This is a genomic window from Pseudidiomarina terrestris (genome assembly GCF_030466405.1).
In the GTDB taxonomy this organism is placed as follows: domain Bacteria; phylum Pseudomonadota; class Gammaproteobacteria; order Enterobacterales; family Alteromonadaceae; genus Pseudidiomarina; species Pseudidiomarina terrestris.
Genome location: NZ_JAGGJF010000005.1, coordinates 68,359 through 90,205, shown reverse-complemented (window position 1 = coordinate 90,205; position 21,847 = coordinate 68,359). Strand labels below are relative to the sequence as shown.

The following is a 21,847-nucleotide window of genomic DNA, read 5'->3' as shown; positions in this document are numbered from 1 at the left end:
CTCTGGTTTAAGTGCTCTCATCCGGATTGTTCAGTTCACCATAGTGTTGTTGACGGGCTGCCGCACGACGCTGACGGGCAGTTTCATCGTGGTCCAGGCTCCAACCCTTCAGTTCCCGTTTAACGATCGCAGTGAGGGCATTGATGTGCTCAACAGTCGAGTTAAGCGCTGGAATATAAGCGTAGTGTTCGCCGCCCGCCTCCGCAAAGTACTCGCGATTTTCTTCACCAATTTCTTCGATCGTTTCAAGGCAATCAGCACTAAAGCCAGGACAAAACACCTGCACGTTTTTCACTCCGGCATCAGGAAGCGCCTTAAGCGTTTCATCGGTGTAGGGCTGCAACCACTCCTCACGACCAAAGCGGGACTGGAAAGTAGTCAGGTAGTCGTCTTTTCCTAAGTCTAGCCGCTCTGCAATCAAACGCGATGTTTTGTGGCATTCACAATGATAGGGGTCGCCCTGGGTAAGATACTTTTTCGGCACACCGTGATAAGAGAAAATAAGTTTCTGCGGACGACCATGCTGCTGCCAGAAACTTTCAATTTGCTGGGCACAGGCATCGATATAGCCAGCATCGTCGTGGTAGTGGCTGATAAAACGAAAATCCGGAAGCCAACGTCGCTGCATAAACTCTTGCGCCAAAGCATCAAAGGTTGAGCCAGAGGTCGCGCCAGAATACTGCGGATACAAGGGGAACAACACAAGTTTACGGACGCCCGACTGGAGCATTTCATCAATGACATCGCTCATCGCTGGTGACCCATAACGCATGGCAAAGCGCACCACTACATCATCGCCATACTCCTCCGCCAGCGACTTCTGCAGCTGCTTAGCTTGCTCCTGAGTATGAAAGAGTAACGGTGAACCTTGTTCCGTCCACACCGTTTTATAGGCTGCCGCCGAGCGTTTCGGGCGAATGCGCAAAATGACACCGTTGAGAATCAACCACCAGAGCGCCCGAGGGACCTCTACCACGCGCGGGTCGGCCAGAAATTCTTTCAAATAACGCCGCAGCGATGGTGTATCTGGCGCGTCCGGCGTACCAAGATTGGTGACCAGCACGCCAATGCGGTCTGTTTGTCCGTGCGAAAAATCTGAATATCCGCGATACTTCATGCCTTACCTCTTACTATTAGGTCCATAACTCAATGGTGTCGCGGATCTTATCCGTGGCAATCCATTCATGGAGTTGGTCGGCCATCCATTTCCCCTGTTCCACCGCTTGCTGCCAATATTTGATGCGTTGCTCGGCATCAAGTTTGGCAAAGTCTGTACGGTCAGGAATTTTACCGAATGGTAATGCATCAATGAATTCTTGCGTTGGCGTTAAAAGGATCACATTTGGCCATTGCGCCCCGGTTGTTCGCCGCTTTTTTAAGTTCTTGTCAAACCAGCCTGGAATCACTTCCTGGTGAAAATGCGGATAGAGCACCAATCCCTCGACGCCATCAAAATTCAGATCAAAGTGGTAATCAGTTACCCCACCATCGCGATAAATCCCGGCGGGGGCACCAGGGATATCGCGCACGCCCTCGAGTACCATCGGAATGGAGCCCGTGGCTAACAACGCTGGCTTAAAGTTTGCTTCGGATAAGGTGGCAAAGCGGGTCGGTAAATCGTTCCAGTGTTCAGCAAAAGCGGCCGGAGACGCTGGATGATGAAAAATCACGCGCTCATAAAACTTACCCAGCCATTTGCGCTTGACCGAGTTCGCGGCAGCAGAAGTCAGTAGACCCAGAATCTGGCGTTTGCCTTCGCTCGCCGTCATCCCCCGGCAGCGAGCCACTATCCAGTGGTGGCGAAATTTATCCTGACTGAGGATGTCATGCACAGCATTATCGGGAATATACTCGGCCAGAAGCTTACGTGCTTCATCGGTAATTTCCTGCACATCTGGCTTGGCGCTGTAGGTCTGGGTGCTGTATAAGCGACAAAACAACTCACTGGCGGCAACGGGATCTTTTTGCCCCAGAGCCGCAAAGCGCCACGCGCCTGCCGAAGTTCCCAGCAAATCCAGGTGTTCTTTCCGATCGGCAAAAAACTCGCCGAACAAGTAACGATCAAGCCCTTGCAGCACAAACCATTTGGGGCCGCCGGACGCGCCTACCAGAAGTTGCACTGCATCTTCGCTTAGACCTTGTTCTTTTATCTGCAACCACGCACGTTTGCCGGCACGTAACTGCAACCAGTTGGTTGCCATCGCCCTTTCTCTCCATTGGATTATTATTCTTTACACTTATTACGTTCAGTATACCCAAAAATGCAGCGCCACTACACCCTGACTGTCGCACCTGTTATGGGCTTCTGGTATGCTTGGCAGTACTTCTAATTCAGTACCTTAACGGCGACGGGAAACAGACGTTTATGAAGGTTATTTCTTTTAATATCAATGGCGTTCGTGCACGGCTGCATCAGCTGCAAGCACTTATTGAAAAACACCAGCCTGATGTGATCGGGTTACAGGAAACCAAGGTCCATGATGACCAGTTTCCGTTGGCAGATGTTGAAGCGCTTGGCTACCACGTCATTTATCACGGACAAAAAGGGCATTATGGTGTGGCCCTGTTAAGTAAACAGCCGCTGGAAAATCCACAGTTCGGTTTTCCTACCGATGAAGACGATGCACAACGCCGTATGATTATGGGTGACTTTGTACACACAGACGGTAGCCGCGTGCGGGTTCTTAACGGTTACTTCCCGCAAGGCGAAAGCCGCGATCACCCACTGAAGTTTCCGGCAAAACAAAAGTTTTATGCTGACTTGATGCATTACCTGCACACTGAGTTAGATCCTCAGCAAAAAGTTGTGGTGATGGGAGACGTAAATATTTCCCACCAGGACTGCGATATCGGCATCGGCGCAGACAATGCCAAACGCTGGTTGCGTACCGGCAAGTGCAGCTTCTTACCGGAAGAACGGGAATGGCTGAATACCCTGCTTGATTGGGGGCTGGTCGACACCTACCGACTGCAGCACCCGGAAGTGCAGGATCAGTTTAGCTGGTTTGACTATCGCTCACGGGGCTTCAATGATAATCGCGGCCTGCGCATCGACCTTATCCTTGCCACCGAAGCACTTGCCAGTCAGCTGGTCGATTCAGGTATTGATTATGACCTGCGGGGTATTGAAAAACCTTCTGATCATGCCCCCATCTGGAGTGAATTCAAGCTTTAATGCTGATCCGGCGGTAACTCGTCCAGCGCTTTTCGCAGCAGTCGTGCCAGGTCCATTCGCGTGGGCTTGCTGCGCGGCTGCACCGAGAGTTTTTGCGCCAGTTCCAGATACCAGTGTTTCAGTCTCGGATCGAGTTCACTCAATGCCCGTCGGCCCAACCAGAACCACCCCTGGATTGGCAGTGATAAAAGAAAGAGTGAGCTGACAATGGCCTGCGGTAACAAGGTTTCACCTAACCACTGCCACTGCACCAGAAAGTTAACCACTCCCGCTGCCGGCATCCACTGCGCCGCAAATTTCACCGCGGGGACCACTCGCGTTTCCGTCATGGCAGCAACCACCGCATGGTGCGGCCAGATCGCTGCGTATCTTTGACCCGCCTGCATTACCTGCCAAATCGAGTGGGACATTCAATTTCCTTCATGTTTTACTTGACAGATCAGCTTTCAACCAACCTGGTCAACATTCAACCAAAGCATTAATTCGTTTATTATCAAAGCTTTACTGACTTCACAGCAGCTAACCCACAGAGTTATCCACACAAACTGTGGAGAATCCACAGCGCTTTTGTCACAATGCAGCCATAGCGTTTATCTTCCCTTTTTTGAATAACAGAGAGCACTATGACATTAACCGTTTTTGGTATCCCCAACTGTGACACTGTTCGCAAAGCGCGCCGTTTTCTGGATGAGCACGGTGTTGATTATGACTTCCACGATGTGCGCGAGCAACCATTGCCGCTCGAAACTCTGCAAGAATGGGTCAAACAGCTCGGTCGCGACACCCTGATTAATAAACGCAGCACCAGCTGGCGCGAGCTTTCTGACGAAGAAAAGCAGTTACTTGATGATGTTATTGCAGTGCAGTTATTACAACGCTTCCCGACGTTGATGAAACGCCCTGTGCTGGCTCACCAGCAACGGCTTTTAGTCGGCTTTAAATCAGCCGAATGGCAGCAGGCCCTTGAACTATGACCCGTGATGCTGCTGCTGAGGATATCCTGCAACTGGCAGAACAACTTATTGCCCGACCCTCAGTGACGCCCGTCGATGCTGGGTGTCAGGAGCTGCTCGGAGAACGGCTGCAAAGTGCTGGCTTCGAGCTGGAGTCCATGGTGTTCGCTGATACTACAAATTTATGGGCTCGCCGTGGTAACGAAGGCCCAGTATTTTGTTTTGCCGGTCATACCGATGTTGTCCCTGCTGGAGCCGAGCATGCTTGGCGCTTTCCGCCTTTTACGCCGACCCGGGACAATGGCTTTTTGTTTGGCCGCGGCGCAGCGGACATGAAAGGCAGTCTGGCGGCCATGCTCATTGCCGCGGAACGTTTCATCCGCCGCCACCCTAATCACCGCGGTAGTATTGCGTTTCTTATCACCAGTGATGAAGAAGGTCCGTTTATCAATGGTACGCCAAAAGTTGTCGAGACACTCGAGGCGCGCAACGAGAAAATCACCTGGTGTCTGGTAGGTGAACCTTCCAGCACCACAAGACTCGGCGATGTTGTCAAAAACGGCCGGCGTGGCTCGTTGTCCGCAGAGCTCAGAGTCTTTGGTATTCAGGGGCATGTTGCTTACCCGCACCTGGCGGAAAACCCGGTACATAAGGCAGCGCCTGCGCTGGCCGTGCTGGCGGCTACAGAATGGGACCAGGGCAATGCGTCTTTTCCCCCTACCAGTTTTCAGATTTCCAATGTTCATGCCGGCACCGGCGCAGGCAATGTAATTCCAGGCGAGTTTCATGTCAGTTTCAACTTTCGCTTTAGTACCGAAAGCACTGCCGCACAACTCAAGCAGCGAGTCATCGCAATTCTGGACGCTCATCAGCTTGATTATGCGCTAGACTGGAAGCTGAATGGTGAGCCGTTTCTGACTGCTGAAGGTGAATTAATCAAAGCGACGAGCGCCGCGATTCACAAGGTGACTGGCCATGAAACTCTGTTATCCACTGCAGGCGGCACTTCTGATGGCCGCTTCATTGCTCCCACCGGGGCCCAGGTGGTGGAACTGGGGCCGGTCAATGCCACCATCCATAAAGTGAATGAGTGTGTTGAAATGGAGCACTTGGTGCAGTTGACTGATATTTACGAAGAGATTCTGGAGCAATTGTTATGCTAACGGTCGCTGAGCTTACCGGACAAAGCACCACACATCTGGTCGCCGATAAACTCTGTCGTCCGACTGTGCAGTTACAAGCTCCGGTTTTCGCAGCCTACGCGGCTATGCACAAGGCCGCAGCAGAGGCCGGCCTGGCGCTTGACATCGCTTCGGGCTTTCGTGATTTTCAGCGCCAGCAAGCCATCTGGAACCGCAAATATTATGGTGAGACTCCGCTCTACAATACTGACGGTGCGCAGCTTGATTACCAGAGTCTGAGCCCGGGCGAAATTGTCGACGCTATCATGACCTGGTCAGCATTGCCCGGCGCCAGCCGCCATCACTGGGGAACGGATCTTGATGTCTACGACCCCCGCCCCTTCGCTGCAGGCGAGCGGCAGTTGCAACTTATACCTGAAGAGTATGACGAAGGCGGCCCTTGTCATGAACTTGCACTGTGGTTGCAAGCGCATGCCCACGACTTCGGCTTTTTCTTTCCTTACCGGCGCTATATTGGCGGTGTTGCCGCTGAGCCCTGGCATTTAAGCTACCGCGCCCTGGCCGTGCAAGCTCAGCAGCAGCTCTCGCTCGAGGTGTTAACTGAGGTGTTGAGTAACGCCGATATCGGCGGTAAAGAGTACGTTCTGTCGCGCTTGGCGGAACTCAAAGAGCGCTATATCGACACTATTTGTGATGTTAATGGACAACGGGAGGACAGCGGATGGCTTTTTGGTTAATTCTAGCGCTGGTGTTTGGGGTTGTGATTGGCAACCTGATGCTGCTTAAGCATACCGCAAACATGAAAATGCCGTCGCTCAAGCAACGGCATTCAGAGTCAGATGCGAAGACGAAAGACGAGCAAGACTCCTCCAAACCCTCCGCGAAGGACGATTAAAGCGCAACCCCTAGACGGTTCGCGACTTCTTCGTAGGCTTCGACGACACCACCTAAACCTTGGCGGAAACGATCTTTATCGAGCTTTTTACGGGTTTCTTTATCCCACAACCGGCAGCCGTCAGGACTAAACTCATCACCCAGCACGATACTGCCATCCGCAGCCACGCCAAATTCCAGTTTGAAGTCGACCAGCAGCATACCGGCGTCATCAAACAGCTGCTTCAATACATCGTTCACTTTGAAGGTCAGTGACTTCATTTGCGCCAGTTGCTCAGCAGTCGCCCAACCAAATGCTACGGCGTGCGTTTCGTTGATCATCGGATCGTGCAAAGCATCGTTTTTCAGAAACAGTTCGAAGGTTGCCGGGCTAAGCTCCTGCCCTTCTTCGACGCCCAAGCGGCGCACCAGACTGCCTGCCGCATAATTGCGTACCACGCACTCCACCGGAATCATATCCAGTCGCTTGACCAGGGTTTCCGTATCACTGAGCACTTTATCAATTTGCGTGGCCACGCCGGCAGCCTCTAGCTTGTCCATAATAAAGTTATTAAACTTATTATTGATCATGCCTTTACGATCCAGCTGCTCGACCTTTTCACCATCAAACGCGGACGTGTCGTTACGGAAGTGCAAAATCAAACGCTCCGGATCATCGGTTGTGTAGACCGTTTTAGCCTTGCCACGATAAAGTTCAGTACGTTTTTCCATGAGCAGCAGGTTCTCCAGCTAAATCACAAGTTACAGCGCGCTACGCTGACGAATTTCAGCAGCAACCGGACCGTATAAACGATCGATATCAGCTGCAGTCAAAGGTTGTTCATCACGCAAAATTGTAATGACAGTTTCGTCACCATCACCTTTTACGTTAATCTGATAGTCACCATCAGGCAGGTCCAGCTTGCCCTCATTACGCGAGTTCCAGAAGAACAGGCTCAAGCCTGTGTCGCGTAAGTAATTGGTGTAGTACATGCCTTGCGACTGATCCAGGTCCTCAATTTCAAAGCCAAGGTTTTCAATCACATCAGCCATGAGAGGCCAGGCCGCATCAAAGCCAATATCGATCTTATACGCTGGGTAGCCTTTATCATTAAAGGTTGGCTCGACATTGACCACCGCGGCTTCTTCCGCCGCTTTGAAAATACCCTGCTGGCGTACGGCAATTTCATTAATCATGCTGTTTAGCAGACGGGCTTCCGCGTTGGTATCGGCAACACCTGACGGTAACACGCCCCGACCAGGACCGGATTCGCGTTTGTCGATCATATTCACTTCAAGCGTCACCAGACGGCGGTGATCAGGAACGTCGAGTAAAACTTCGTAACGGCGTTCAATCACAACTTCAAGTTCATCTTCGCCGACTTCCAGACGCTCAGCATCCCAGCCGGTCTTGAGTCGTTGCTCGTCGACTTCTTCTTCAATCGCAATATTTTTCCGCTGCAAGGTATCTTTGACTTCCTGCCAGGTAAAGCTAGGCAAGTCATCCATCCCTTCGAGTTCAGAAAAATCGACGGCGGTAATGCCAACTGCCTGGCTTGGACGACTGCCAGCGGCCGTGGCGCGAACCAAAACCGGAGCAATAATATTAATATTCTTGCCAACGGCGCCATCCACCTCAGTCTCAGGCACATTATAGCGATTGGTCGATTGCGGAACCTGTTTACCTGGCGCTGGCTGGAGCGGCTCAACGAGTTCCTTCTTCGTGTAGTCGAAGCTACCTTCAGCTTGTTCACGAGGGGTAAAACTACAGGCCGCTAATGCCAGTGAGGTGATACTTAAGATTCCAATATGAGAAAATTTCATTCGTGCTCCGCGCTGATTAATCCGGCTTGTTTTAATGTTTGTTCGATATGTTGTTGTTGCGGAAGTTCCGGAGCCGTCATCGGCAACCGGTAATTCGGTTCGAGTTTCCCCATGCAGCTTAACGCCCATTTCACAGGAATAGGGTTTGCCTGGACAAACATCGCCTCATGCACTGCCTGCATCTCAGCATCGATTTGCTGGGCCCGTTCGGCTTGTCCGGTGCAGGCTGCGGTAACCATTTCTTTCATTTGCGCTGGCATCACATTGGCCGTTACGCTAATCACGCCGTTGCCGCCGGCCAATAAAAAATCACAGCTGGTCGGGTCATCGCCGCTTAACAGAATGAAGTTACTGCCACAGAGCCTGCGTAATTCAGCAACCCGGTCGACATCTCCCGTCGCTTCTTTGATGCCAACGATATTCTGAATTTCGGCAAGCTCTGCTACATCTTCAGGAGAGAGATCCGCCCCGGTACGGCCGGGCACGTTATAAAGCAGTTGGGGTAAATCACTGACGCTGCAGCAAGCTCGATAATGCTCCACTAAACCGCGGATAGAGGGTTTATTGTAATAGGGATTAACATTCAGGAAACCTGCCAGTGGCAAGTGTGCCATACGTTCGGTCAGGTAAACAGCTTCTGCGGTAGCATTCGATCCATTGCCAGCAATCACCTGAATACGACCGGCTGCCAGTTCACAGACCGCACTGACCACCAAAATATGCTCGTCGTGGCTCATGGTGGGTGACTCGCCGGTAGTCCCCATAGCAACAATTGCGTCAGTTCCCTGCTCCACATGCCAGTTGACAAGCTCCTCCAGAGCTGTGTAATCCACGTTACCCTGCTCAGTAAAAGGCGTCACCAATGCGACAATGCTACCTGTTAACATTCCAGCTCCTGATCTTTTTTAAGGCGACAATGGTACTTTTGTACGGTTACAAAGACAAGGGGTGCGGCCTTTGCGTTAAGCATTTTGTTTGCTTAAGATAAGCGCCAGCATTCACTATTCTACCTGCAATCGTACGAGGATAATTATGAACATGTTAAAAGTTGGAGATAAAGCACCACAGTTTACCCTACGTGATGCCAATGAACAGCAGGTCGCACTTACGGATTTATTAAAAAAAGGCAAAGTTCTTATCTACTTCTATCCAAAAGCCATGACGCCTGGCTGCACTGTGCAGGCACAACAGTTACGGGATCATCAGCAAGAGCTGGAAAAACATGACGTGGTGACGGTTGGGATTAGTCCCGATGCCCCCAAGCGCCTGGCCAAATTCACCGAACGGGATGAGCTCAACTTTACCCTGTTAAGCGACGAAGACCATGCAGTAGCGGATGCGTTTGGTGTCTGGGGGCCGAAGAAATTTATGGGTCGTGAATATGACGGCATCCACCGTACCAGTTTCTTGATTAATCAGGACGGTACGGTAGCAGAAGTGTTTGATAAGTTTAAAACCAAAGACCACCATCAGGTGGTCCTCGATAAGCTCGCCGAAAGTTAATTCTTACTGAGTGGCGCCGGTGGATCCTCTGCAGCAGGTGAAACCGGCGTAGGCGTCGACAGTGCCGTAATTACCGCCTTCACCAGACTCGCCAGTGGAATTGCAAAGAAGACTCCCCAGAAGCCCCATAACCCACCAAAAATCAGCACCGCAGCAATGATGTATACGGGATTGAGACTCACCGCCTCCGAAAACAGCAGTGGCACTAATAAATTACCATCAAGCGCCTGAATAATCAGATAAGTGATCATGACATAGGCAAACATTGCGCTCCAGCCGAATTGAAACAATCCGACCAACGCCACCGGTAAGGTCACCACTGCGGCACCGATATAGGGGATGAGTACCGAGAAGCCAACAAGGACTGCCAACAGCGCGGCGTAACGTAAATCGAATAAGGCAAAACCGATGTAAGTAATACCGCCTACAATCACGACTTCAATCGCCTTGCCGCGGATGTAATTCATGATCTGCAGATTCATTTCATCACTGACTTGCGAAATGAGGCGCCGGTTTGCTGGTAATGACCGGCTTAAATGCCCCAGTAACTCGCGTTTATCCTTGAGCATAAAAAACACCAGCAGTGGCACCACGATGAGGTAAATCAGCAGTGCCATGATACCAATCAAGCGGCTCAACGACTGACTGATAAGGGTTTCCCCAAAGGCGATGGCGCGCTGGTTAATGGTATCCATCATCTGATGAATATTGGTTTCGCTAATGTAACCGGGAAACAATTCCGGCAGCTGATTCAGTAATTTTCTGACTTCACTGAACATCTCCGGCAATTCGCTCACTAAGGCGACACTCTGCTGCCAGATCACGGGCACTAAAAACAAAATGAGCAGAACGTTTAATGCGATAAACAGGGTGAAGACGATAACCGCTGCCAGGGTATGGCCAAACCCCATATTTTGCAGTCGCTGCACCGGCCAGTCCAGCAGGTACGCAAGTGCGACCGCGACTAAAATCGGCGCCAACAAGTTACCAAAAAATAAAATCAGTAAGAACAGCGCTGCAATAAGCAAAAATAACGTAATTGCATCTGGATCAGAGAACTTGCGTTGGTACCAGGCTTTCAAATAGTCCCACATTGCGCTGAAATCTCCGTAGATTTACTCAAATAAGTTGCTGAACCACATGATAGCTGTGTTCCAACGCTTTATACAATTTAAACTATTCAAAAGCGGGAACCTTTTACCTATAGTAAACTCTATCAAGAAGCCGTAGTTGCTAGGGAAGTTTATGTTGTATTCGTTGTTGTCGCGTTGTGCGGCCTTGACCATCGGTTTGCTGTTTGCGTTGTCAGTGTCAACTGCCGCTGCCCAACAAACCCGTTTACCTGATATCGGTACCGCCGGCGGCGCGGTGATGTCTATCGACCGCGAGCTTGCCATCGGTGATATGTACATGCGGCAGATCCGAGCGTCTGCGCCTGTGGTCGGCGATCCAGTGCTCAATGCCTATCTACACGATGTCGGGACCCGACTGGTCCGCAATACCAGCGATGTCAATTTTCCCTTCAAGTTTTTTTGGGTCAATCAAGATCAGATTAATGCCTTCGCATTCTTTGGCGGTCATATCGGTATGAATACCGGGTTAATTGCGGAAACCCGCAATGAGTCAGAGTTTGCCTCGGTTCTTGCCCATGAAATCGCGCACGTCTCACAACGACACATTGTGCGTAACATGGATGCCATGGAGCGCAGCGGCCCCGCCGCTATTGCCACTATGTTGGGCTCTATCCTGTTAGGCATTGTCAATCCGGAGTTGGGCATGGCTGCAATTTCAGCAAGCATGGCCGGGATGCAACAACGCAGTATTAATTACACCCGATTATTTGAACAAGAGGCTGACCGTATCGGGATTGACATCCTCGCGCAATCAGGCTTCGACCCCATGGGCGCCCCGGATTTTTTCGGTCGCCTCGCAGAAAAATACCGTTATGCGAGTAAGCCGCCAGAAATGCTGCTTACGCACCCGCTGAGCGAGTCAAGGATCGCTGACACCCGTATACGAGCTGAGCGCTTAAAGCAAAACATGGAAGTGCGCCGCAACGAGCTCAGTTACTGGCTGGCAAAATATCGGGTGCTGACGCGGCATATTGGCCGCTACAACGAAACTGCTGCGCGCAACGACATGCAAAGTTCAAACCCAGACATCGCCACCGCCGCGCAATATGGTCTTGCCATCCTGTTGCTTGACTCTGACCAACCGCAAGAGGCCGCTGAGGCACTTGCGCCGCTGCTGGAAAAAGCACCTTATAATACGTTTTATCTGGATGTGCAGACCGACATATTGCTAGCGCAACAACGCTTTGATGAAGCTCTGGCAATGCTGGAACAGGCCTATCAGCGCATGCCTAACGAACGCACCGTCACCATCAACTTTGCCAATGCTGCCATGCAAGCCGGGCAACTGGATCTGGCGATTAAATTGCTCCGTGACTTCCTGATACGGGAGTCCACCAATACCGTTGCCATGTCACTATTGGTCGACGCATACCGGCGCCGCGGTGACACCAGTAATATGCATGAAGCCCGGGCCGAGTTGCTGGCACTGCATGGTCAGTTTGATCAGGCCATTAACAGCCTGCACAATGCCCATGCGCAAAGCTCGACCACCCTGGAGCAGCGCCGCCTTCAAGCGCGCATCGAACAGCTGATGGCAATGCAACGGCAATTGGAAAAGCTGGGCTAACCGTCAGCTTCGTCAGCACCTATGGCCCGTAACAAGCTGGCTTCAGTTTGTTCGCCCAGTAGCGGACCTTTGACCTCACCCTCCGGGGTGATCACATAGGTGGCAGGTAACATGGTCGGTGCCGGAAACGGCAAATTCGCCGGCGGCTCGTTCAGAATTAATGGAAACTCAATTGCATAGTCGTCGCGCAGTTGCGCCAACTGAGCATTATCCAGACCATCAAAACTTACCCCAAAGAGCTTCACTTGCTGACCATAGTCAGCATAAAAAGCATTCAGTTCAGGTAACTCACGCAAACAAGGTGCACACCACTCGGCGAAGTAGTTCACAATCACATAGTCACCCTGTAAATCCTGCCAGCGATGTTGCTGTCCCTGATTAGTATGAAAATCTGGCGCTGGACTACATGCCGCCAAAACCAGCGCCACCAGCGAGATACGAACAACTGACAAAAATCGACAACACATACTGATTCCCTTATGCTATCTCTTAATCGAGTATTTTGAAGGAAGTTAGCATGTCTGAAGTTAGCATTTATCACAACCCTCGTTGTTCTAAAAGCCGTCAAACTCTGGCGTTACTTGAAGATAAAGGCATCAAGCCGCAGGTGATCGAATATTTGAAAGAGCCGCTCACTGCGGAGGATATTCAAGGCCTGTTACGTAAACTGGGATTCGTCTCGGCTCGCGAGCTCATGCGCTCCAAAGAAGAGGCCTACAAAGAGCTAAACCTCAAAGACGAGGAGGATGAAAGCAAACTGATTGAAGCCATGTTAAGCCATCCAAAACTCATCGAACGACCGATTGTAAGCAAAGGTTCGAAAGCACGTTTAGGCCGCCCACCAGAAGCCGTTGAGGAGATCCTTTAAGTGCGCAGCAGCGAACAGCCAACCATCATGATTTTGTACTACAGCCGCAATGGCAACACACAGCAACTCGCTGATGCCATCGCCAATGGCGTGCGCAAAGCCGGCGCTGAGCCCTTGCTGCGCACTATAGCCAGCGATGACGATGCTGCCAGTGCCCGGGATCTGGCGCTTTCCACTGCAGAGCTGCAGGACTGCGACGCTCTGATCATGGGCAGTCCAACACGCTTCGGTCATATGCATAGCGGTTTACAGAAGTTCTGGGAGCAAACCTCACGAGAGTGGCTGCGTGGCGCTTTGGTGGACAAGCCAGCGGCCGTCTTTACCTCGAGTAGTTCGATGCATGGTGGCCAGGAAAGCACTTTGCTTTCAATGCTGGTTCCGCTGCTCCATCACGGGATGATGGTCCTTGGCATTCCCTATACTGAGCCGGGCCTGCAGCAAACCACCTCAGGCGGTACCCCTTATGGAGCCTCTCATGTTGAGCATGCAGCCGGCTCACGCCTTAGTCAGCACGAATTAGCCCTGGCAGAAGAACTTGGCGCCCGGGTCGCCAAAGCCGCTTTTGGTCTGCGCACCAACCAGCACTAGAGGAATTTATGACGAAAGAGATCCGCACCTACCGCTGGCTTGCACTAAGCAGTTACTTTGCCTTGTTTGCTTGTGTTCTGCTGTGGCAGTTTGCCACTGGTTACAGCGAGCAGTCAGTCCTTTTCCGCACCCTGTTCTGGGTCGTGCCGCTACTTTTTCCTATGTACGGAATGGTGAAGGGCAAGCCTTACACTCACGCCTGGGCAAACTTTATTCTGATGTGGTATTTCCTGCACAGCCTGACGATGCTTTATGTCGCACCCGAGCAACGTTTCTGGGCCGGTACCGAACTTATTCTGACAACCCTGGCCTTTGCTGGTTGCACCCTTTATGCCCGTCATCAGGGGCGCGCTCTGGGACTGGGACTAAAAAAGCTAAAAGACGAGAAGACTAAATAGCCAGAACAGCTTTTACGAAAGGGATGGTCAGTTTGCGTTGTGCTGCGATCGATGCATGATCTAAACGTTCAAGGCAATGGATCAGGCTGACCAGATCCCGTCCCAGACGCTGCACCATAAATTGCGCAGCATCATCACGTAACTCAAGTCCCATCGCATGCGCCCTGACCTGCAGCGCTTTAACTTTGTCATCATCGGTCAAACTGTGCAATTGCACCACAACGCCCCAACTTAGCCGCGACTGTACATCGGGATAAGCTGCAGCAAGTTGCGCTGGCGAACTGCAAGCGGTCACCAGCACCCGACTCGGGCGGTGCTGGTCTCTGACGCGATTGAGCAGGGCAAACAGCTCAAAACACCAGTTTTCATCCGCGATAACCGCATCAATATCATCCAGACAAAGCCATGGGTAGACTTCCAACCCACGCAGTACCTGCGCAGCGACAGTGTCGCGCAGCTCGGCCAGCGGCAGGTACATGACTTGCTCCTGAGCGGCGGCGCAGGTTGCATGCAACAGATGGCTTTTACCGACCCCCTGCCGTCCCCAAAGATAAACCAGTGACGCGTCGGAGCTATGCTCGCCGCGGGCCAGCTTAATGGCTTCCTCATTGGGCCCGGCCACCAGCGTGGCAAAGGTTTCATTGGCTGGTAGCTGCACATTTAGTGGTAACTGCTGCAACGTCATTGCTGGTTAATCCACCTGTATTCGGCATTGGTTTGCGTCGCCAGCGGCTGCAATTGCTTACTCAGGTCAATGGCCTGACGAATTCGGGCGGGATCGGTTTGCATGGTTAGCTCAAACCGCGCTGCATGATCGCCGTACCCCAATAGCTGAACATTGATAATAGCTGGCAGACTTTGCAACAGTTGCTCGGCTGCAATCGTTGTCTCCAGATCGGTAAGGTTCTCAATGGTCACCTGCCAGCGATTGATAACGTCTGATTGGCTGCCAATACGATAGCGTTGTGCAAGTTGCTCAGTGACGGCACTGACCACTTCCGCTCCCAGGACACTATGGTCCATTGCGGTCACTTCACCACTCCAGCGCAACTCACCTAACGTCAGGGTCCAGTCCGCCATCCACTTGTCTTCGATACCGGCACTGGGATCGGTTTGGTAGACGCGCGCAATAATTACACCATCAGGGCTATAACGCGTACTGACAAAATCAATGGTATCCATGAATCGGGCCCAGACATCAATGACCGAAACCGTCATGGTATCGTTCAGATCAAGCAACGGCAGTTGCACTGGTAAACCGCGTAAACGCGCTGCTTTTTGCATTTGCTGCACAATAATAGCTTCGCTATCCGATGCCATGACTTTGCGTGAGAGATCCTGATCCTCAACCACCAGCCACATCAGCAAACGCGGCCGGACATTACTCCAAATTCCCGAGCCGGCGTCCTGGATCAGTCGATCCACTTGCGGACGGTCGAATTGTGCCCATAACCACAGCTGTTCATCTTGCTGATAGCCGTACTGCACCAGTAAGTTACGCACATCACGCAGGGCTTGCTGCACCGCGGGATGGTCCATGACTGAGGTGTCTCCGGTTAATTTTAACAAGGTGGCCTGCAGAGCTTCCTGCAATGCAGCAGTGCGCTCACTCGCTGACTGGCTGCTGACCTGGACGCGGTGTTGATAAAGATCGGTGACCTCTACCGCAGCCTGAAGTGGCAGCGAACTTCCCCAAATTACGAACCACACAATGATAATAAGTCGCTGCATAACTGCCTCAATTTCTCATTCTTTGCACATCATAAACAGCCCGGCAGGTCCGGGCAAGTAACAAGCTGTGGATAACCACTTGGCGTTTCAGAAAATAATCATCCGTGCTACACTTTCAGCGGATTTTTAGCCCATTTTACCCCATGCTTGGGATCGCAAGGATTTAGGTCATGCTCAAACAACAGCTACGCGCGATTAGCTCCCTACTCACCAGTATCACGCTCATCGGCATTTGCGTAGGCATGACCAGTACCTTGCTGAGTTTACGCGCAACCATCGAGAATTTCGGCACGCTGACCACCGGTATTGTGATGTCGGCGTACTTTATCGGATTTTTATTCGGCACCACCCGCGCCCCGAAAGATATTCGTCGGGTAGGCTATATTCGCGCCTTTGGCGGTCTGGCCGCGCTCGCTGCGGCATCGATTTTGATTCAGGCCATCTGGATTGACCCCACGGTCTGGTTCATCATGCGCTTCATTACCGGGTTTGCCATCTCAGCAATTTTTGTCATTGTTGAGAGTTGGTTAAATACCATGGCAGACAACAAAAACCGAGGCACTTTACTCTCTGTTTACTTAGTTTTGATATACGGCGGTCTGGTGGCCGGTCAATTGCTGCTTGGGGTAGCCGACCCGGCCGGATTCATGGCCTTTGCTCTGGTGGCGTTGCTCATCAACCTGGCGCTGATTCCAATCCTCATCAGCGTAACCGTTGAGCCCACCACCCATGAACCGAAGAAAGTGCCGATCCGCAGCCTGATTAAACTGGTACCGCTGGGCATCTTTAATGCCTTTATTATGCAGGCCTGCTACTCGATGTTTTACGGTATTGGTCCAATGTACGCCATTTACATCGGCTTGAGCATCACCCAGGTCACGCTCTTTATGGCGTCCTTCATCCTCGGGGGCATGCTCGCTCAGGCGCCTATAGGCTTGTTATCAGATCGATTCGACCGCCGTGTCATCATGGCCGCCTGCGCGGGTCTTGGTGCGGTCATGGCGCTGGTACTCTCGCAACTCGGAGCTTCGCTGGTCTGGTTGATTTATCTCTGTGTGGGCTTGTTTGGTGCTTGTGTACTGCCACTTTACTCACTGGGCATGGCGCATACCAACGACTATCTGGAGAAAGATCAAATGATTGGTGCCACCGGCGCCATCATTAAAGTAGGCGGTATTGGCTCCATCATCGGCGCTCCTGCGGTCGCAGCCTTAATGCAGTTTGGTGCCGTAGATTACTTCTTCCTGCTGATTATGGCGCTCAGCCTGATGGTCTGCTTCTACTCGCTCTACCGCATCACCCGCCGCGCCCGTGCCGAGGATCAGTTGAGCAGCAGTTATGCGATGCTTGGCCCGTCACAAACTTCGGACGAGCTCCTTACCACATTGGTTGACGAGCATGAGTATCAGGCAGAACAATTGGCTGAGGCGGAACAGGAAAGCCAGGATGATGCGGCACAGAAGCCAGGCTCACCTGTTTAGGTGAGCCATTGCTGAACCAGCGTCTGCGCTTCTTCGGCAAGTTGCGTCAGGTGTTCATCACTGACGAAGCTTTCGCAGTAAATCTTATAAATGGGTTCAGTGCCTGAGGGCCGCGCTGCAAACCAGCCATTACTGGTCGTGACTTTTACCCCACCAATTAACGCACTATTACCCGGCGCTTTGGTCATTACCTCGACGACGGCATCGCCTGCCAGCTCATTTAATTTCAGTTTGTAGCCCCGAATACCAGCGAAAGCTGCATTCAATTCAGGCGTCGACGCCACATCCAGACGACGGTAATAACTGGTGCCATGTTCAGCGCAAAGTTGCTGATAGTAATCGCTCAGGTTTACGCCTGTCACAGCGACAATCTCCGCCGCCAAAAGTGCCAGAATAATACCGTCTTTGTCGGTACTCCAGGGGTGTCCCTGGCGATCGACAAAGGTTGCTCCGGCGCTCTCTTCACCGGCAAAGGCGATGGTGCCATCGCGCAAACCAGGGGCAAACCATTTAAAACCGACCGGCATTTCCAGCAACGGACGTTCATGCTGTGCCGCAACCCTATCGATTAAAGCACTGGAGACCAGCGTTTTGCCAAACGCCAGCTGGGGCGACCAGCCACGATGGCGGCACAGGTAGTCAATCGCAATCGCCAGGTAGTGATTAGGATTCAGCAAGCCCTGTTTGGGGCAGACAATGCCGTGCCGGTCGTAGTCAGGATCATTCCCGACAGCGACGGCGTAATTGTCTTTTAATTCCAGTAGCGTCGCCATCGCATAAGGTGAAGAGCAATCCATGCGGATCTTGCCATCCTTATCAAGACTCATAAACCGAAAACTAGGGTCGACCTCGGCGTGATAAACATCTATCTCGAGGTTGTAATGCTCGGCAATCAACTGCCAGTAACTGGCGCCGGCACCGCCCATTGCATCCACCCCGATCCGTAAGTTGGCCTTACGGATGGCCTCAATATCGATCACCTGCTCAAGTTCAGCAATGTACTGGGCACGCCAGTCAACTTGTCGCAACAACTGACTGGCACGGGCCTCAGCATAACTGACCGCATTCACTCCTAACAGATCTGACGACAGTAAGGCGTTGGCATATTTTTCAATAACTTTGGTCGCATCACTGCCTGCCGGGCCACCATGGGGTGGGTTGTATTTAAAACCACCATCGGTGGGTGGATTATGCGAAGGTGTGATCACCACACCGTCAGCCAGGCCTTCACTGCGGTCCTTGTTGTAAGCCAGTATGGCATGACTTATCACAGGCGTTGGTGTGTAACCATCATCGGTTTGAATGTGCACTTCAATGCCATTACCGATAAACACCTCAAGAGCTGTCATATAGGCAGCTTCGGACAGTGCGTGGGTATCGCGCCCCAGCAACAAGGGGCCGGTAATCCCCTGCTCTTCACGATAGGCAACCAGCGCTTGGCTAATGGCCAGGATATGCGCCTCGTTAAACGAATTCTGCAACGAGCAGCCGCGATGACCAGAAGTACCAAACTGGACTTGTTGTGCGCGCTGGCGTGGATCGACCTCATTGACGAAATAGGCACTTACCAGCTGCGCGATATTGGTCAGATCTTCAGGAAGAGCCGGTTGTCCGGCACGTGGATGCAAAGCCATTACAAAAAGTCCCTTATTTTTTCCGCTTGCTTTTGATCATAGCCCAATTCCAGCGCGACCTGATTTAGCATCGATTTTTTACGGGTGGTATTGTTGTTGGTCACCACGTAAAAGTCCGAGTTTGGGATCTGCTTAGGATTGGTACTGGTACCGCTCGCTTCTAACTCAGCGGCGCTGCGTGAGAAGTACTGGCGGTCCCGACCGCTGATTTGCAGTACCTTTGGAAACATTTCCGGGTGGCATTTATGCAACATCCCCAGAATATACAGGAAACGTGCCACCACGCTGCGCTGGCCGGCAAGATCAGCACTGGTCATGGAATCAAAAATGGTGCGTCCATGGGCTTTTTCAGCCACCGGCGGCTCAGCTTCTGCACCGGTTGGCAATGCGCCACTTTGATCCAGGCCCAGTAAGCGGCGTAGGATAGACGAGGCACTTTCACCAATGTGTTGGGTGTGGCTCGCGATATGGCGGTAGATGTCGTCGTCGATTTCAATCCGTTTGGTCATGCGCTGTTCACTTCTTTTTAGGTTTATAGCTCACGTTATGCACGCTATTATACCCAACGGCTCACAGGGGTACAGGAAATCAATATGTCAGATGCACAACAGAACTTGGTAAACTACGAAATCATGGGCAGCAAAGGCCCCACGGTACTGCTTATTCACGGTTTATTCGGTGATCTGGATAATTTAAAACGACTGGGACGCGAGCTTGAGTCGGATTATCGCGTAGTCGCCATGGACTGTCGCAATCATGGTGACTCTTTTCACAGCGAAACCATGACCTACGCGGCAATGGCCGACGATGTCAAACGCCTGGTCGATGAACTCGGCTTGCAAAAAATCAGTCTGGTCGGCCACTCTATGGGCGGCAAACTGGCGATGGAGTTCGCACTGACCTATCCGGACCTGGTGCAAAGTCTGATCGTTGCGGACGTCGCACCGGTAGCCTACGACGCGCGCCATCGGCACATTCTCGACGCCCTTGAAGCCATCGATCTGGAGCAGGTCAGTAACCGTAAAGAGGCAGATGCACAACTTGCTGAACACATTGATGACCGCGGCGTACGACAATTTTTGCTGAAAAACCTTCAGCGCGAAAACGAACAGTATCAGTGGCGACTGAATTTGCCGGTGATTGACCGCTGTTACAGTGAAATTTCTGCCGGTGTGCGCGACGGCGAGTTTGCCGGCCCGGTACTTTTTATCAAGGGCGGGGACTCCAACTACCTCACTGAAGCCCACCGCGATGCTGTCACGGCGCGGTTCAGCGATGTTGATATCAAGATTATTGAAGGCACCGGACATTGGCTGCATGCTGAAAAGCCACGAATTTTTAACCGGCTGGTACGCGCCTTTCTGGAGCAACATTCTCGCACCTAGTGCCCGTGCGTGTTATAATTGCCCCCTAATTTTGGCTGAACTGGTGGTGCTGTTATGTTGTCAGAGCATTATGAAACCATTGAGATTCTTGGCACGAACATTGCCATAGCAATACTCTTTATTCTCATTGGTCTCGCCATACAGGACGTACTGAATAAAAGTAAGGTTCCTAAGTTTGGTCGCTGGTTTGTATGGTTGGTGTTGTTCCTTGGCTGCGCCGGCTTTATCGCTAAAGGTATCATTCAGGTAATTTGGGAAGCTGGAATTTAACCAGCCCTCGGTTCATTTCAATTAAGGTAGTAGTACAACTATGGCTAGTGTTGGAATTTTCTTCGGTAGCGATACAGGTAATACCGAAGCTGTTGCACAAATGATTCAAAAAGATTTGGGTAAAAATCTGATCGATGTCTTTGATATTGCTAAATCAAGCAAGGAAGATATCGCCAGTTACGACTTGCTGTTATTCGGTATTCCGACATGGTATTACGGTGAGGCCCAGTGCGATTGGGATGACTTTTTCCCTGAGCTTGAAGAAATCGACTTCAATAACAAGCTTATCGCTATCTTTGGCTGTGGTGATCAGGAAGACTATGCCGAATACTTTCTTGATGCTATGGGCACTGTGCGTGATATCGTTGAAGCGCGCGGCGGTATTATTATCGGCCATTGGCCTACGGCCGGCTATCAGTTTGAAGCGTCACGGGCGCTGGTCGACGATGAACACTTCATCGGCTTGGGCATTGACGAAGATCGTCAGCCCGAACTAACCAAAGAACGTGTGCAACAGTGGTGTGCACAATTACGCGATGAGATGGCACTCGACCAATTAGCTTAATTGGTCGTTCCCTTTCCCCCCGAATTTTGCCTATAATGGCGGCAAGCACAACAACGAGAAAGTGAATTCTAATGAGCAGCAACGGCGAACAACAACTTAAAAAAGCAGGGCTGAAGGTCACCTCTCCGCGCGTCAAAATCCTTGAGATTTTAAAGAATCCAGACAACCAGCACATCAGTGCAGAAGATGTGTACAAAATCCTGCTGGAGAAAAATGAAGAAATTGGTTTAGCTACCGTCTACCGCGTACTGAACCAGTTCGACGACGCCGGTATCGTGACCCGTCATCATTTTGAAGGTGGCCGCTCAGTATTTGAGCTGAGTGCGAAAGATCACCATGACCATCTTGTTTGCCTGACCTGCGGCCATGTATTTGAGTTTGAAGATGACGTGATTGAAGATCGTCAGCTAAAGGTGGCCAAAGCGAACAACATTACCCTCACCAACCATAGTCTCTACTTATACGGTGAGTGTAAAACTCCGGATAATTGTGAGCATAATATTGCAGACGCTGACTAATCAGCGTCTGTGATAGCGAACTCACCGCGTTCGTAACGCTCAACCAGAGCTAGCGCCTGGCCGCTGTCATCGTCGGCAACCCAGAGTTTAGCAAATCCCGATGCGGCAAGATCGCCCACTGCGCCTTGCAGGTAAAAACCTCCGCTATGGCAGCTGATCCCCTGACTTTCCAGTAATCCTTTCACCAACTCGGCTTCAACGACATTCTCAGCTTGATAGATGCATTGCATCGCAATTCC

Annotated in this window: 28 protein-coding genes; 15 read left to right on the top strand and 13 right to left on the bottom strand. The window is 51.6% G+C overall.

Annotated elements, in window-relative coordinates:
* Positions 1-7: 7 nt before the first annotated feature.
* Together hemH and J6J34_RS10145 are read right to left on the bottom strand one after the other, a co-directional pair.
* Positions 8-1,117 carry a ferrochelatase gene (gene hemH / locus J6J34_RS10150; RefSeq protein WP_301720566.1) on the bottom strand — a complete coding sequence of 370 codons (1,110 nt, stop codon included), beginning with the start codon at positions 1,115-1,117 and terminating at the stop codon, positions 8-10.
* A 16-nt stretch (positions 1,118-1,133) separates the two neighbouring features.
* Entirely contained in the window at positions 1,134-2,201 is a 1,068-nt protein-coding gene (locus tag J6J34_RS10145) for an alpha/beta hydrolase (protein WP_301720567.1), read from the bottom strand.
* A 164-nt stretch (positions 2,202-2,365) separates the two neighbouring features.
* On the opposite strand from J6J34_RS10145, the gene xthA reads away from it, so the two are divergent.
* Positions 2,366-3,175: an exodeoxyribonuclease III gene (gene xthA, locus J6J34_RS10140; protein WP_301720569.1), complete on the top strand. Its 810-nt coding sequence runs from the start codon at positions 2,366-2,368 to the stop codon at positions 3,173-3,175.
* On the opposite strand, the gene yfbV is transcribed toward xthA, so the two are convergent.
* Entirely contained in the window at positions 3,172-3,585 is a 414-nt protein-coding gene (gene yfbV / locus J6J34_RS10135; protein WP_301720570.1) for a terminus macrodomain insulation protein YfbV, read from the bottom strand. The genes xthA and yfbV overlap by 4 nt on opposite strands.
* Positions 3,586-3,798: 213 nt before the next feature.
* Between yfbV and J6J34_RS10130 the strand changes: the two genes are divergently transcribed.
* The 4 genes from J6J34_RS10130 to J6J34_RS10115 are packed head-to-tail and all read left to right on the top strand — an operon-like array spanning position 3,799 to position 6,165.
* Entirely contained in the window at positions 3,799-4,149 is a 351-nt protein-coding gene (locus J6J34_RS10130) for an arsenate reductase (protein WP_301720572.1), read from the top strand.
* Entirely contained in the window at positions 4,146-5,291 is a 1,146-nt protein-coding gene (gene dapE / locus J6J34_RS10125; RefSeq protein ID WP_301898969.1) for a succinyl-diaminopimelate desuccinylase, read from the top strand. Before J6J34_RS10130 ends, dapE begins: the two co-directional genes overlap by 4 nt.
* On the top strand, positions 5,285-6,007 hold the full coding sequence (locus J6J34_RS10120; RefSeq protein ID WP_301898968.1) for a M15 family metallopeptidase: 723 nt from the start codon (positions 5,285-5,287) through the stop codon (positions 6,005-6,007). Before dapE ends, J6J34_RS10120 begins: the two co-directional genes overlap by 7 nt.
* On the top strand, positions 5,992-6,165 hold the full coding sequence (locus J6J34_RS10115; protein ID WP_301836135.1) for a DUF2897 family protein: 174 nt from the start codon (positions 5,992-5,994) through the stop codon (positions 6,163-6,165). Before J6J34_RS10120 ends, J6J34_RS10115 begins: the two co-directional genes overlap by 16 nt.
* Here J6J34_RS10115 and purC read toward each other — a convergent pair.
* Genes purC through dapA form a run of 3 tightly spaced genes read right to left on the bottom strand, consistent with a single transcriptional unit; the run spans position 6,162 to position 8,854 of the window.
* Positions 6,162-6,875: a phosphoribosylaminoimidazolesuccinocarboxamide synthase gene (purC, locus tag J6J34_RS10110; RefSeq protein ID WP_301720576.1), complete on the bottom strand. Its 714-nt coding sequence runs from the start codon at positions 6,873-6,875 to the stop codon at positions 6,162-6,164. The two genes, J6J34_RS10115 and purC, sit on opposite strands and share 4 nt — an antisense overlap.
* A 30-nt stretch (positions 6,876-6,905) precedes the next feature.
* On the bottom strand, positions 6,906-7,967 hold the full coding sequence (bamC, locus tag J6J34_RS10105) for an outer membrane protein assembly factor BamC (RefSeq protein ID WP_301720577.1): 1,062 nt from the start codon (positions 7,965-7,967) through the stop codon (positions 6,906-6,908).
* The gene (gene dapA, locus J6J34_RS10100) at positions 7,964-8,854 is read right to left on the bottom strand and encodes a 4-hydroxy-tetrahydrodipicolinate synthase (protein ID WP_301898967.1); all 891 of its coding nucleotides are present in this window, start codon (positions 8,852-8,854) and stop codon (positions 7,964-7,966) included. Before dapA ends, bamC begins: the two co-directional genes overlap by 4 nt.
* Positions 8,855-8,999: 145 nt before the next feature.
* Here dapA and bcp point away from each other — a divergent pair, with 145 nt between their 5' ends.
* On the top strand, positions 9,000-9,470 hold the full coding sequence (gene bcp / locus J6J34_RS10095; RefSeq protein ID WP_301774217.1) for a thioredoxin-dependent thiol peroxidase: 471 nt from the start codon (positions 9,000-9,002) through the stop codon (positions 9,468-9,470).
* Here the strand turns inward: bcp and J6J34_RS10090 are convergent.
* Positions 9,467-10,564 (bottom strand): AI-2E family transporter, encoded by a 1,098-nt coding sequence (locus J6J34_RS10090; RefSeq protein ID WP_301720581.1) that lies wholly within the window; start codon positions 10,562-10,564, stop codon positions 9,467-9,469. The two genes, bcp and J6J34_RS10090, sit on opposite strands and share 4 nt — an antisense overlap.
* A gap of 151 nt (positions 10,565-10,715) precedes the next feature.
* Between J6J34_RS10090 and bepA the strand changes: the two genes are divergently transcribed.
* Entirely contained in the window at positions 10,716-12,170 is a 1,455-nt protein-coding gene (gene bepA / locus J6J34_RS10085) for a beta-barrel assembly-enhancing protease (protein WP_301898966.1), read from the top strand.
* Here the strand turns inward: bepA and J6J34_RS10080 are convergent.
* The gene (locus J6J34_RS10080; protein WP_301720584.1) at positions 12,167-12,637 is read right to left on the bottom strand and encodes a TlpA family protein disulfide reductase; all 471 of its coding nucleotides are present in this window, start codon (positions 12,635-12,637) and stop codon (positions 12,167-12,169) included. The two genes, bepA and J6J34_RS10080, sit on opposite strands and share 4 nt — an antisense overlap.
* A gap of 50 nt (positions 12,638-12,687) precedes the next feature.
* Between J6J34_RS10080 and arsC the strand changes: the two genes are divergently transcribed.
* The 3 genes from arsC to J6J34_RS10065 are packed head-to-tail and all read left to right on the top strand — an operon-like array spanning position 12,688 to position 14,024.
* Positions 12,688-13,038 carry an arsenate reductase (glutaredoxin) gene (arsC, locus tag J6J34_RS10075; protein WP_301898965.1) on the top strand — a complete coding sequence of 117 codons (351 nt, stop codon included), beginning with the start codon at positions 12,688-12,690 and terminating at the stop codon, positions 13,036-13,038.
* A gap of 27 nt (positions 13,039-13,065) precedes the next feature.
* A complete protein-coding gene (gene wrbA, locus J6J34_RS10070) occupies positions 13,066-13,626 on the top strand; it encodes an NAD(P)H:quinone oxidoreductase (protein WP_301899022.1) in 561 nt (186 codons plus the stop codon).
* 8 nt (positions 13,627-13,634) lie between these two features.
* Complete coding sequence (locus J6J34_RS10065) at positions 13,635-14,024, top strand: DUF2069 domain-containing protein (protein WP_301720586.1); 390 nt, start codon at positions 13,635-13,637, stop codon at positions 14,022-14,024.
* Here J6J34_RS10065 and hda read toward each other — a convergent pair.
* Together hda and J6J34_RS10055 are read right to left on the bottom strand one after the other, a co-directional pair.
* Positions 14,017-14,709, bottom strand: a complete 693-nt coding sequence (gene hda / locus J6J34_RS10060; protein ID WP_301720587.1) for a DnaA regulatory inactivator Hda — start codon at positions 14,707-14,709, stop codon at positions 14,017-14,019. The two genes, J6J34_RS10065 and hda, sit on opposite strands and share 8 nt — an antisense overlap.
* The gene (locus J6J34_RS10055) at positions 14,706-15,755 is read right to left on the bottom strand and encodes a DUF2066 domain-containing protein (RefSeq protein ID WP_301898964.1); all 1,050 of its coding nucleotides are present in this window, start codon (positions 15,753-15,755) and stop codon (positions 14,706-14,708) included. Before J6J34_RS10055 ends, hda begins: the two co-directional genes overlap by 4 nt.
* Positions 15,756-15,925: 170 nt before the next feature.
* On the opposite strand from J6J34_RS10055, the gene J6J34_RS10050 reads away from it, so the two are divergent.
* The gene (locus tag J6J34_RS10050; RefSeq protein WP_301774212.1) at positions 15,926-17,236 is read left to right on the top strand and encodes an MFS transporter; all 1,311 of its coding nucleotides are present in this window, start codon (positions 15,926-15,928) and stop codon (positions 17,234-17,236) included.
* Here J6J34_RS10050 and pgm read toward each other — a convergent pair.
* Together pgm and J6J34_RS10040 are read right to left on the bottom strand one after the other, a co-directional pair.
* Positions 17,233-18,870, bottom strand: coding sequence for a phosphoglucomutase (alpha-D-glucose-1,6-bisphosphate-dependent) (gene pgm, locus J6J34_RS10045; RefSeq protein WP_301898963.1), 1,638 nt, complete (start codon positions 18,868-18,870; stop codon positions 17,233-17,235). The genes J6J34_RS10050 and pgm overlap by 4 nt on opposite strands.
* The gene (locus tag J6J34_RS10040) at positions 18,870-19,379 is read right to left on the bottom strand and encodes a replication initiation regulator SeqA (protein ID WP_301720591.1); all 510 of its coding nucleotides are present in this window, start codon (positions 19,377-19,379) and stop codon (positions 18,870-18,872) included. Before J6J34_RS10040 ends, pgm begins: the two co-directional genes overlap by 1 nt.
* Positions 19,380-19,463: 84 nt before the next feature.
* On the opposite strand from J6J34_RS10040, the gene J6J34_RS10035 reads away from it, so the two are divergent.
* From J6J34_RS10035 to fur, 4 genes are all read left to right on the top strand, one after another.
* Positions 19,464-20,255 (top strand): alpha/beta fold hydrolase, encoded by a 792-nt coding sequence (locus J6J34_RS10035; protein WP_301774208.1) that lies wholly within the window; start codon positions 19,464-19,466, stop codon positions 20,253-20,255.
* Positions 20,256-20,309: 54 nt separating this feature from the next.
* On the top strand, positions 20,310-20,525 hold the full coding sequence (locus J6J34_RS10030; protein WP_301720593.1) for a DUF2788 domain-containing protein: 216 nt from the start codon (positions 20,310-20,312) through the stop codon (positions 20,523-20,525).
* Positions 20,526-20,565: 40 nt separating this feature from the next.
* A complete protein-coding gene (gene fldA / locus J6J34_RS10025; protein WP_301720594.1) occupies positions 20,566-21,090 on the top strand; it encodes a flavodoxin FldA in 525 nt (174 codons plus the stop codon).
* A gap of 71 nt (positions 21,091-21,161) precedes the next feature.
* Positions 21,162-21,608 carry a ferric iron uptake transcriptional regulator gene (gene fur, locus J6J34_RS10020; RefSeq protein WP_301720595.1) on the top strand — a complete coding sequence of 149 codons (447 nt, stop codon included), beginning with the start codon at positions 21,162-21,164 and terminating at the stop codon, positions 21,606-21,608.
* On the opposite strand, the gene J6J34_RS10015 is transcribed toward fur, so the two are convergent.
* Positions 21,605-21,838, bottom strand: coding sequence for a putative signal transducing protein (locus tag J6J34_RS10015; RefSeq protein ID WP_301720596.1), 234 nt, complete (start codon positions 21,836-21,838; stop codon positions 21,605-21,607). The two genes, fur and J6J34_RS10015, sit on opposite strands and share 4 nt — an antisense overlap.
* Positions 21,839-21,847 lie beyond the last annotated feature (9 nt).

What these genes read in the sequence shown, in the direction of transcription:
- hemH (WP_301720566.1), bottom strand. Translation starts at nt 1,117, where the DNA reads ATGAAGTATCGCGGATATTCAGATTTTTCGCACGGACAAACAGACCGC.
- J6J34_RS10145 (WP_301720567.1), bottom strand. Translation starts at nt 2,201, where the DNA reads ATGGCAACCAACTGGTTGCAGTTACGTGCCGGCAAACGTGCGTGGTTG.
- xthA (WP_301720569.1), top strand. Translation starts at nt 2,366, where the DNA reads ATGAAGGTTATTTCTTTTAATATCAATGGCGTTCGTGCACGGCTGCAT.
- yfbV (WP_301720570.1), bottom strand. Translation starts at nt 3,585, where the DNA reads ATGTCCCACTCGATTTGGCAGGTAATGCAGGCGGGTCAAAGATACGCA.
- J6J34_RS10130 (WP_301720572.1), top strand. Translation starts at nt 3,799, where the DNA reads ATGACATTAACCGTTTTTGGTATCCCCAACTGTGACACTGTTCGCAAA.
- dapE (WP_301898969.1), top strand. Translation starts at nt 4,146, where the DNA reads ATGACCCGTGATGCTGCTGCTGAGGATATCCTGCAACTGGCAGAACAA.
- J6J34_RS10120 (WP_301898968.1), top strand. Translation starts at nt 5,285, where the DNA reads ATGCTAACGGTCGCTGAGCTTACCGGACAAAGCACCACACATCTGGTC.
- J6J34_RS10115 (WP_301836135.1), top strand. Translation starts at nt 5,992, where the DNA reads ATGGCTTTTTGGTTAATTCTAGCGCTGGTGTTTGGGGTTGTGATTGGC.
- purC (WP_301720576.1), bottom strand. Translation starts at nt 6,875, where the DNA reads ATGGAAAAACGTACTGAACTTTATCGTGGCAAGGCTAAAACGGTCTAC.
- bamC (WP_301720577.1), bottom strand. Translation starts at nt 7,967, where the DNA reads ATGAAATTTTCTCATATTGGAATCTTAAGTATCACCTCACTGGCATTA.
- dapA (WP_301898967.1), bottom strand. Translation starts at nt 8,854, where the DNA reads ATGTTAACAGGTAGCATTGTCGCATTGGTGACGCCTTTTACTGAGCAG.
- bcp (WP_301774217.1), top strand. Translation starts at nt 9,000, where the DNA reads ATGAACATGTTAAAAGTTGGAGATAAAGCACCACAGTTTACCCTACGT.
- J6J34_RS10090 (WP_301720581.1), bottom strand. Translation starts at nt 10,564, where the DNA reads ATGTGGGACTATTTGAAAGCCTGGTACCAACGCAAGTTCTCTGATCCA.
- bepA (WP_301898966.1), top strand. Translation starts at nt 10,716, where the DNA reads ATGTTGTATTCGTTGTTGTCGCGTTGTGCGGCCTTGACCATCGGTTTG.
- J6J34_RS10080 (WP_301720584.1), bottom strand. Translation starts at nt 12,637, where the DNA reads ATGTGTTGTCGATTTTTGTCAGTTGTTCGTATCTCGCTGGTGGCGCTG.
- arsC (WP_301898965.1), top strand. Translation starts at nt 12,688, where the DNA reads ATGTCTGAAGTTAGCATTTATCACAACCCTCGTTGTTCTAAAAGCCGT.
- wrbA (WP_301899022.1), top strand. Translation starts at nt 13,066, where the DNA reads ATGATTTTGTACTACAGCCGCAATGGCAACACACAGCAACTCGCTGAT.
- J6J34_RS10065 (WP_301720586.1), top strand. Translation starts at nt 13,635, where the DNA reads ATGACGAAAGAGATCCGCACCTACCGCTGGCTTGCACTAAGCAGTTAC.
- hda (WP_301720587.1), bottom strand. Translation starts at nt 14,709, where the DNA reads ATGACGTTGCAGCAGTTACCACTAAATGTGCAGCTACCAGCCAATGAA.
- J6J34_RS10055 (WP_301898964.1), bottom strand. Translation starts at nt 15,755, where the DNA reads ATGCAGCGACTTATTATCATTGTGTGGTTCGTAATTTGGGGAAGTTCG.
- J6J34_RS10050 (WP_301774212.1), top strand. Translation starts at nt 15,926, where the DNA reads ATGCTCAAACAACAGCTACGCGCGATTAGCTCCCTACTCACCAGTATC.
- pgm (WP_301898963.1), bottom strand. Translation starts at nt 18,870, where the DNA reads ATGGCTTTGCATCCACGTGCCGGACAACCGGCTCTTCCTGAAGATCTG.
- J6J34_RS10040 (WP_301720591.1), bottom strand. Translation starts at nt 19,379, where the DNA reads ATGACCAAACGGATTGAAATCGACGACGACATCTACCGCCATATCGCG.
- J6J34_RS10035 (WP_301774208.1), top strand. Translation starts at nt 19,464, where the DNA reads ATGTCAGATGCACAACAGAACTTGGTAAACTACGAAATCATGGGCAGC.
- J6J34_RS10030 (WP_301720593.1), top strand. Translation starts at nt 20,310, where the DNA reads ATGTTGTCAGAGCATTATGAAACCATTGAGATTCTTGGCACGAACATT.
- fldA (WP_301720594.1), top strand. Translation starts at nt 20,566, where the DNA reads ATGGCTAGTGTTGGAATTTTCTTCGGTAGCGATACAGGTAATACCGAA.
- fur (WP_301720595.1), top strand. Translation starts at nt 21,162, where the DNA reads ATGAGCAGCAACGGCGAACAACAACTTAAAAAAGCAGGGCTGAAGGTC.
- J6J34_RS10015 (WP_301720596.1), bottom strand. Translation starts at nt 21,838, where the DNA reads ATGCAATGCATCTATCAAGCTGAGAATGTCGTTGAAGCCGAGTTGGTG.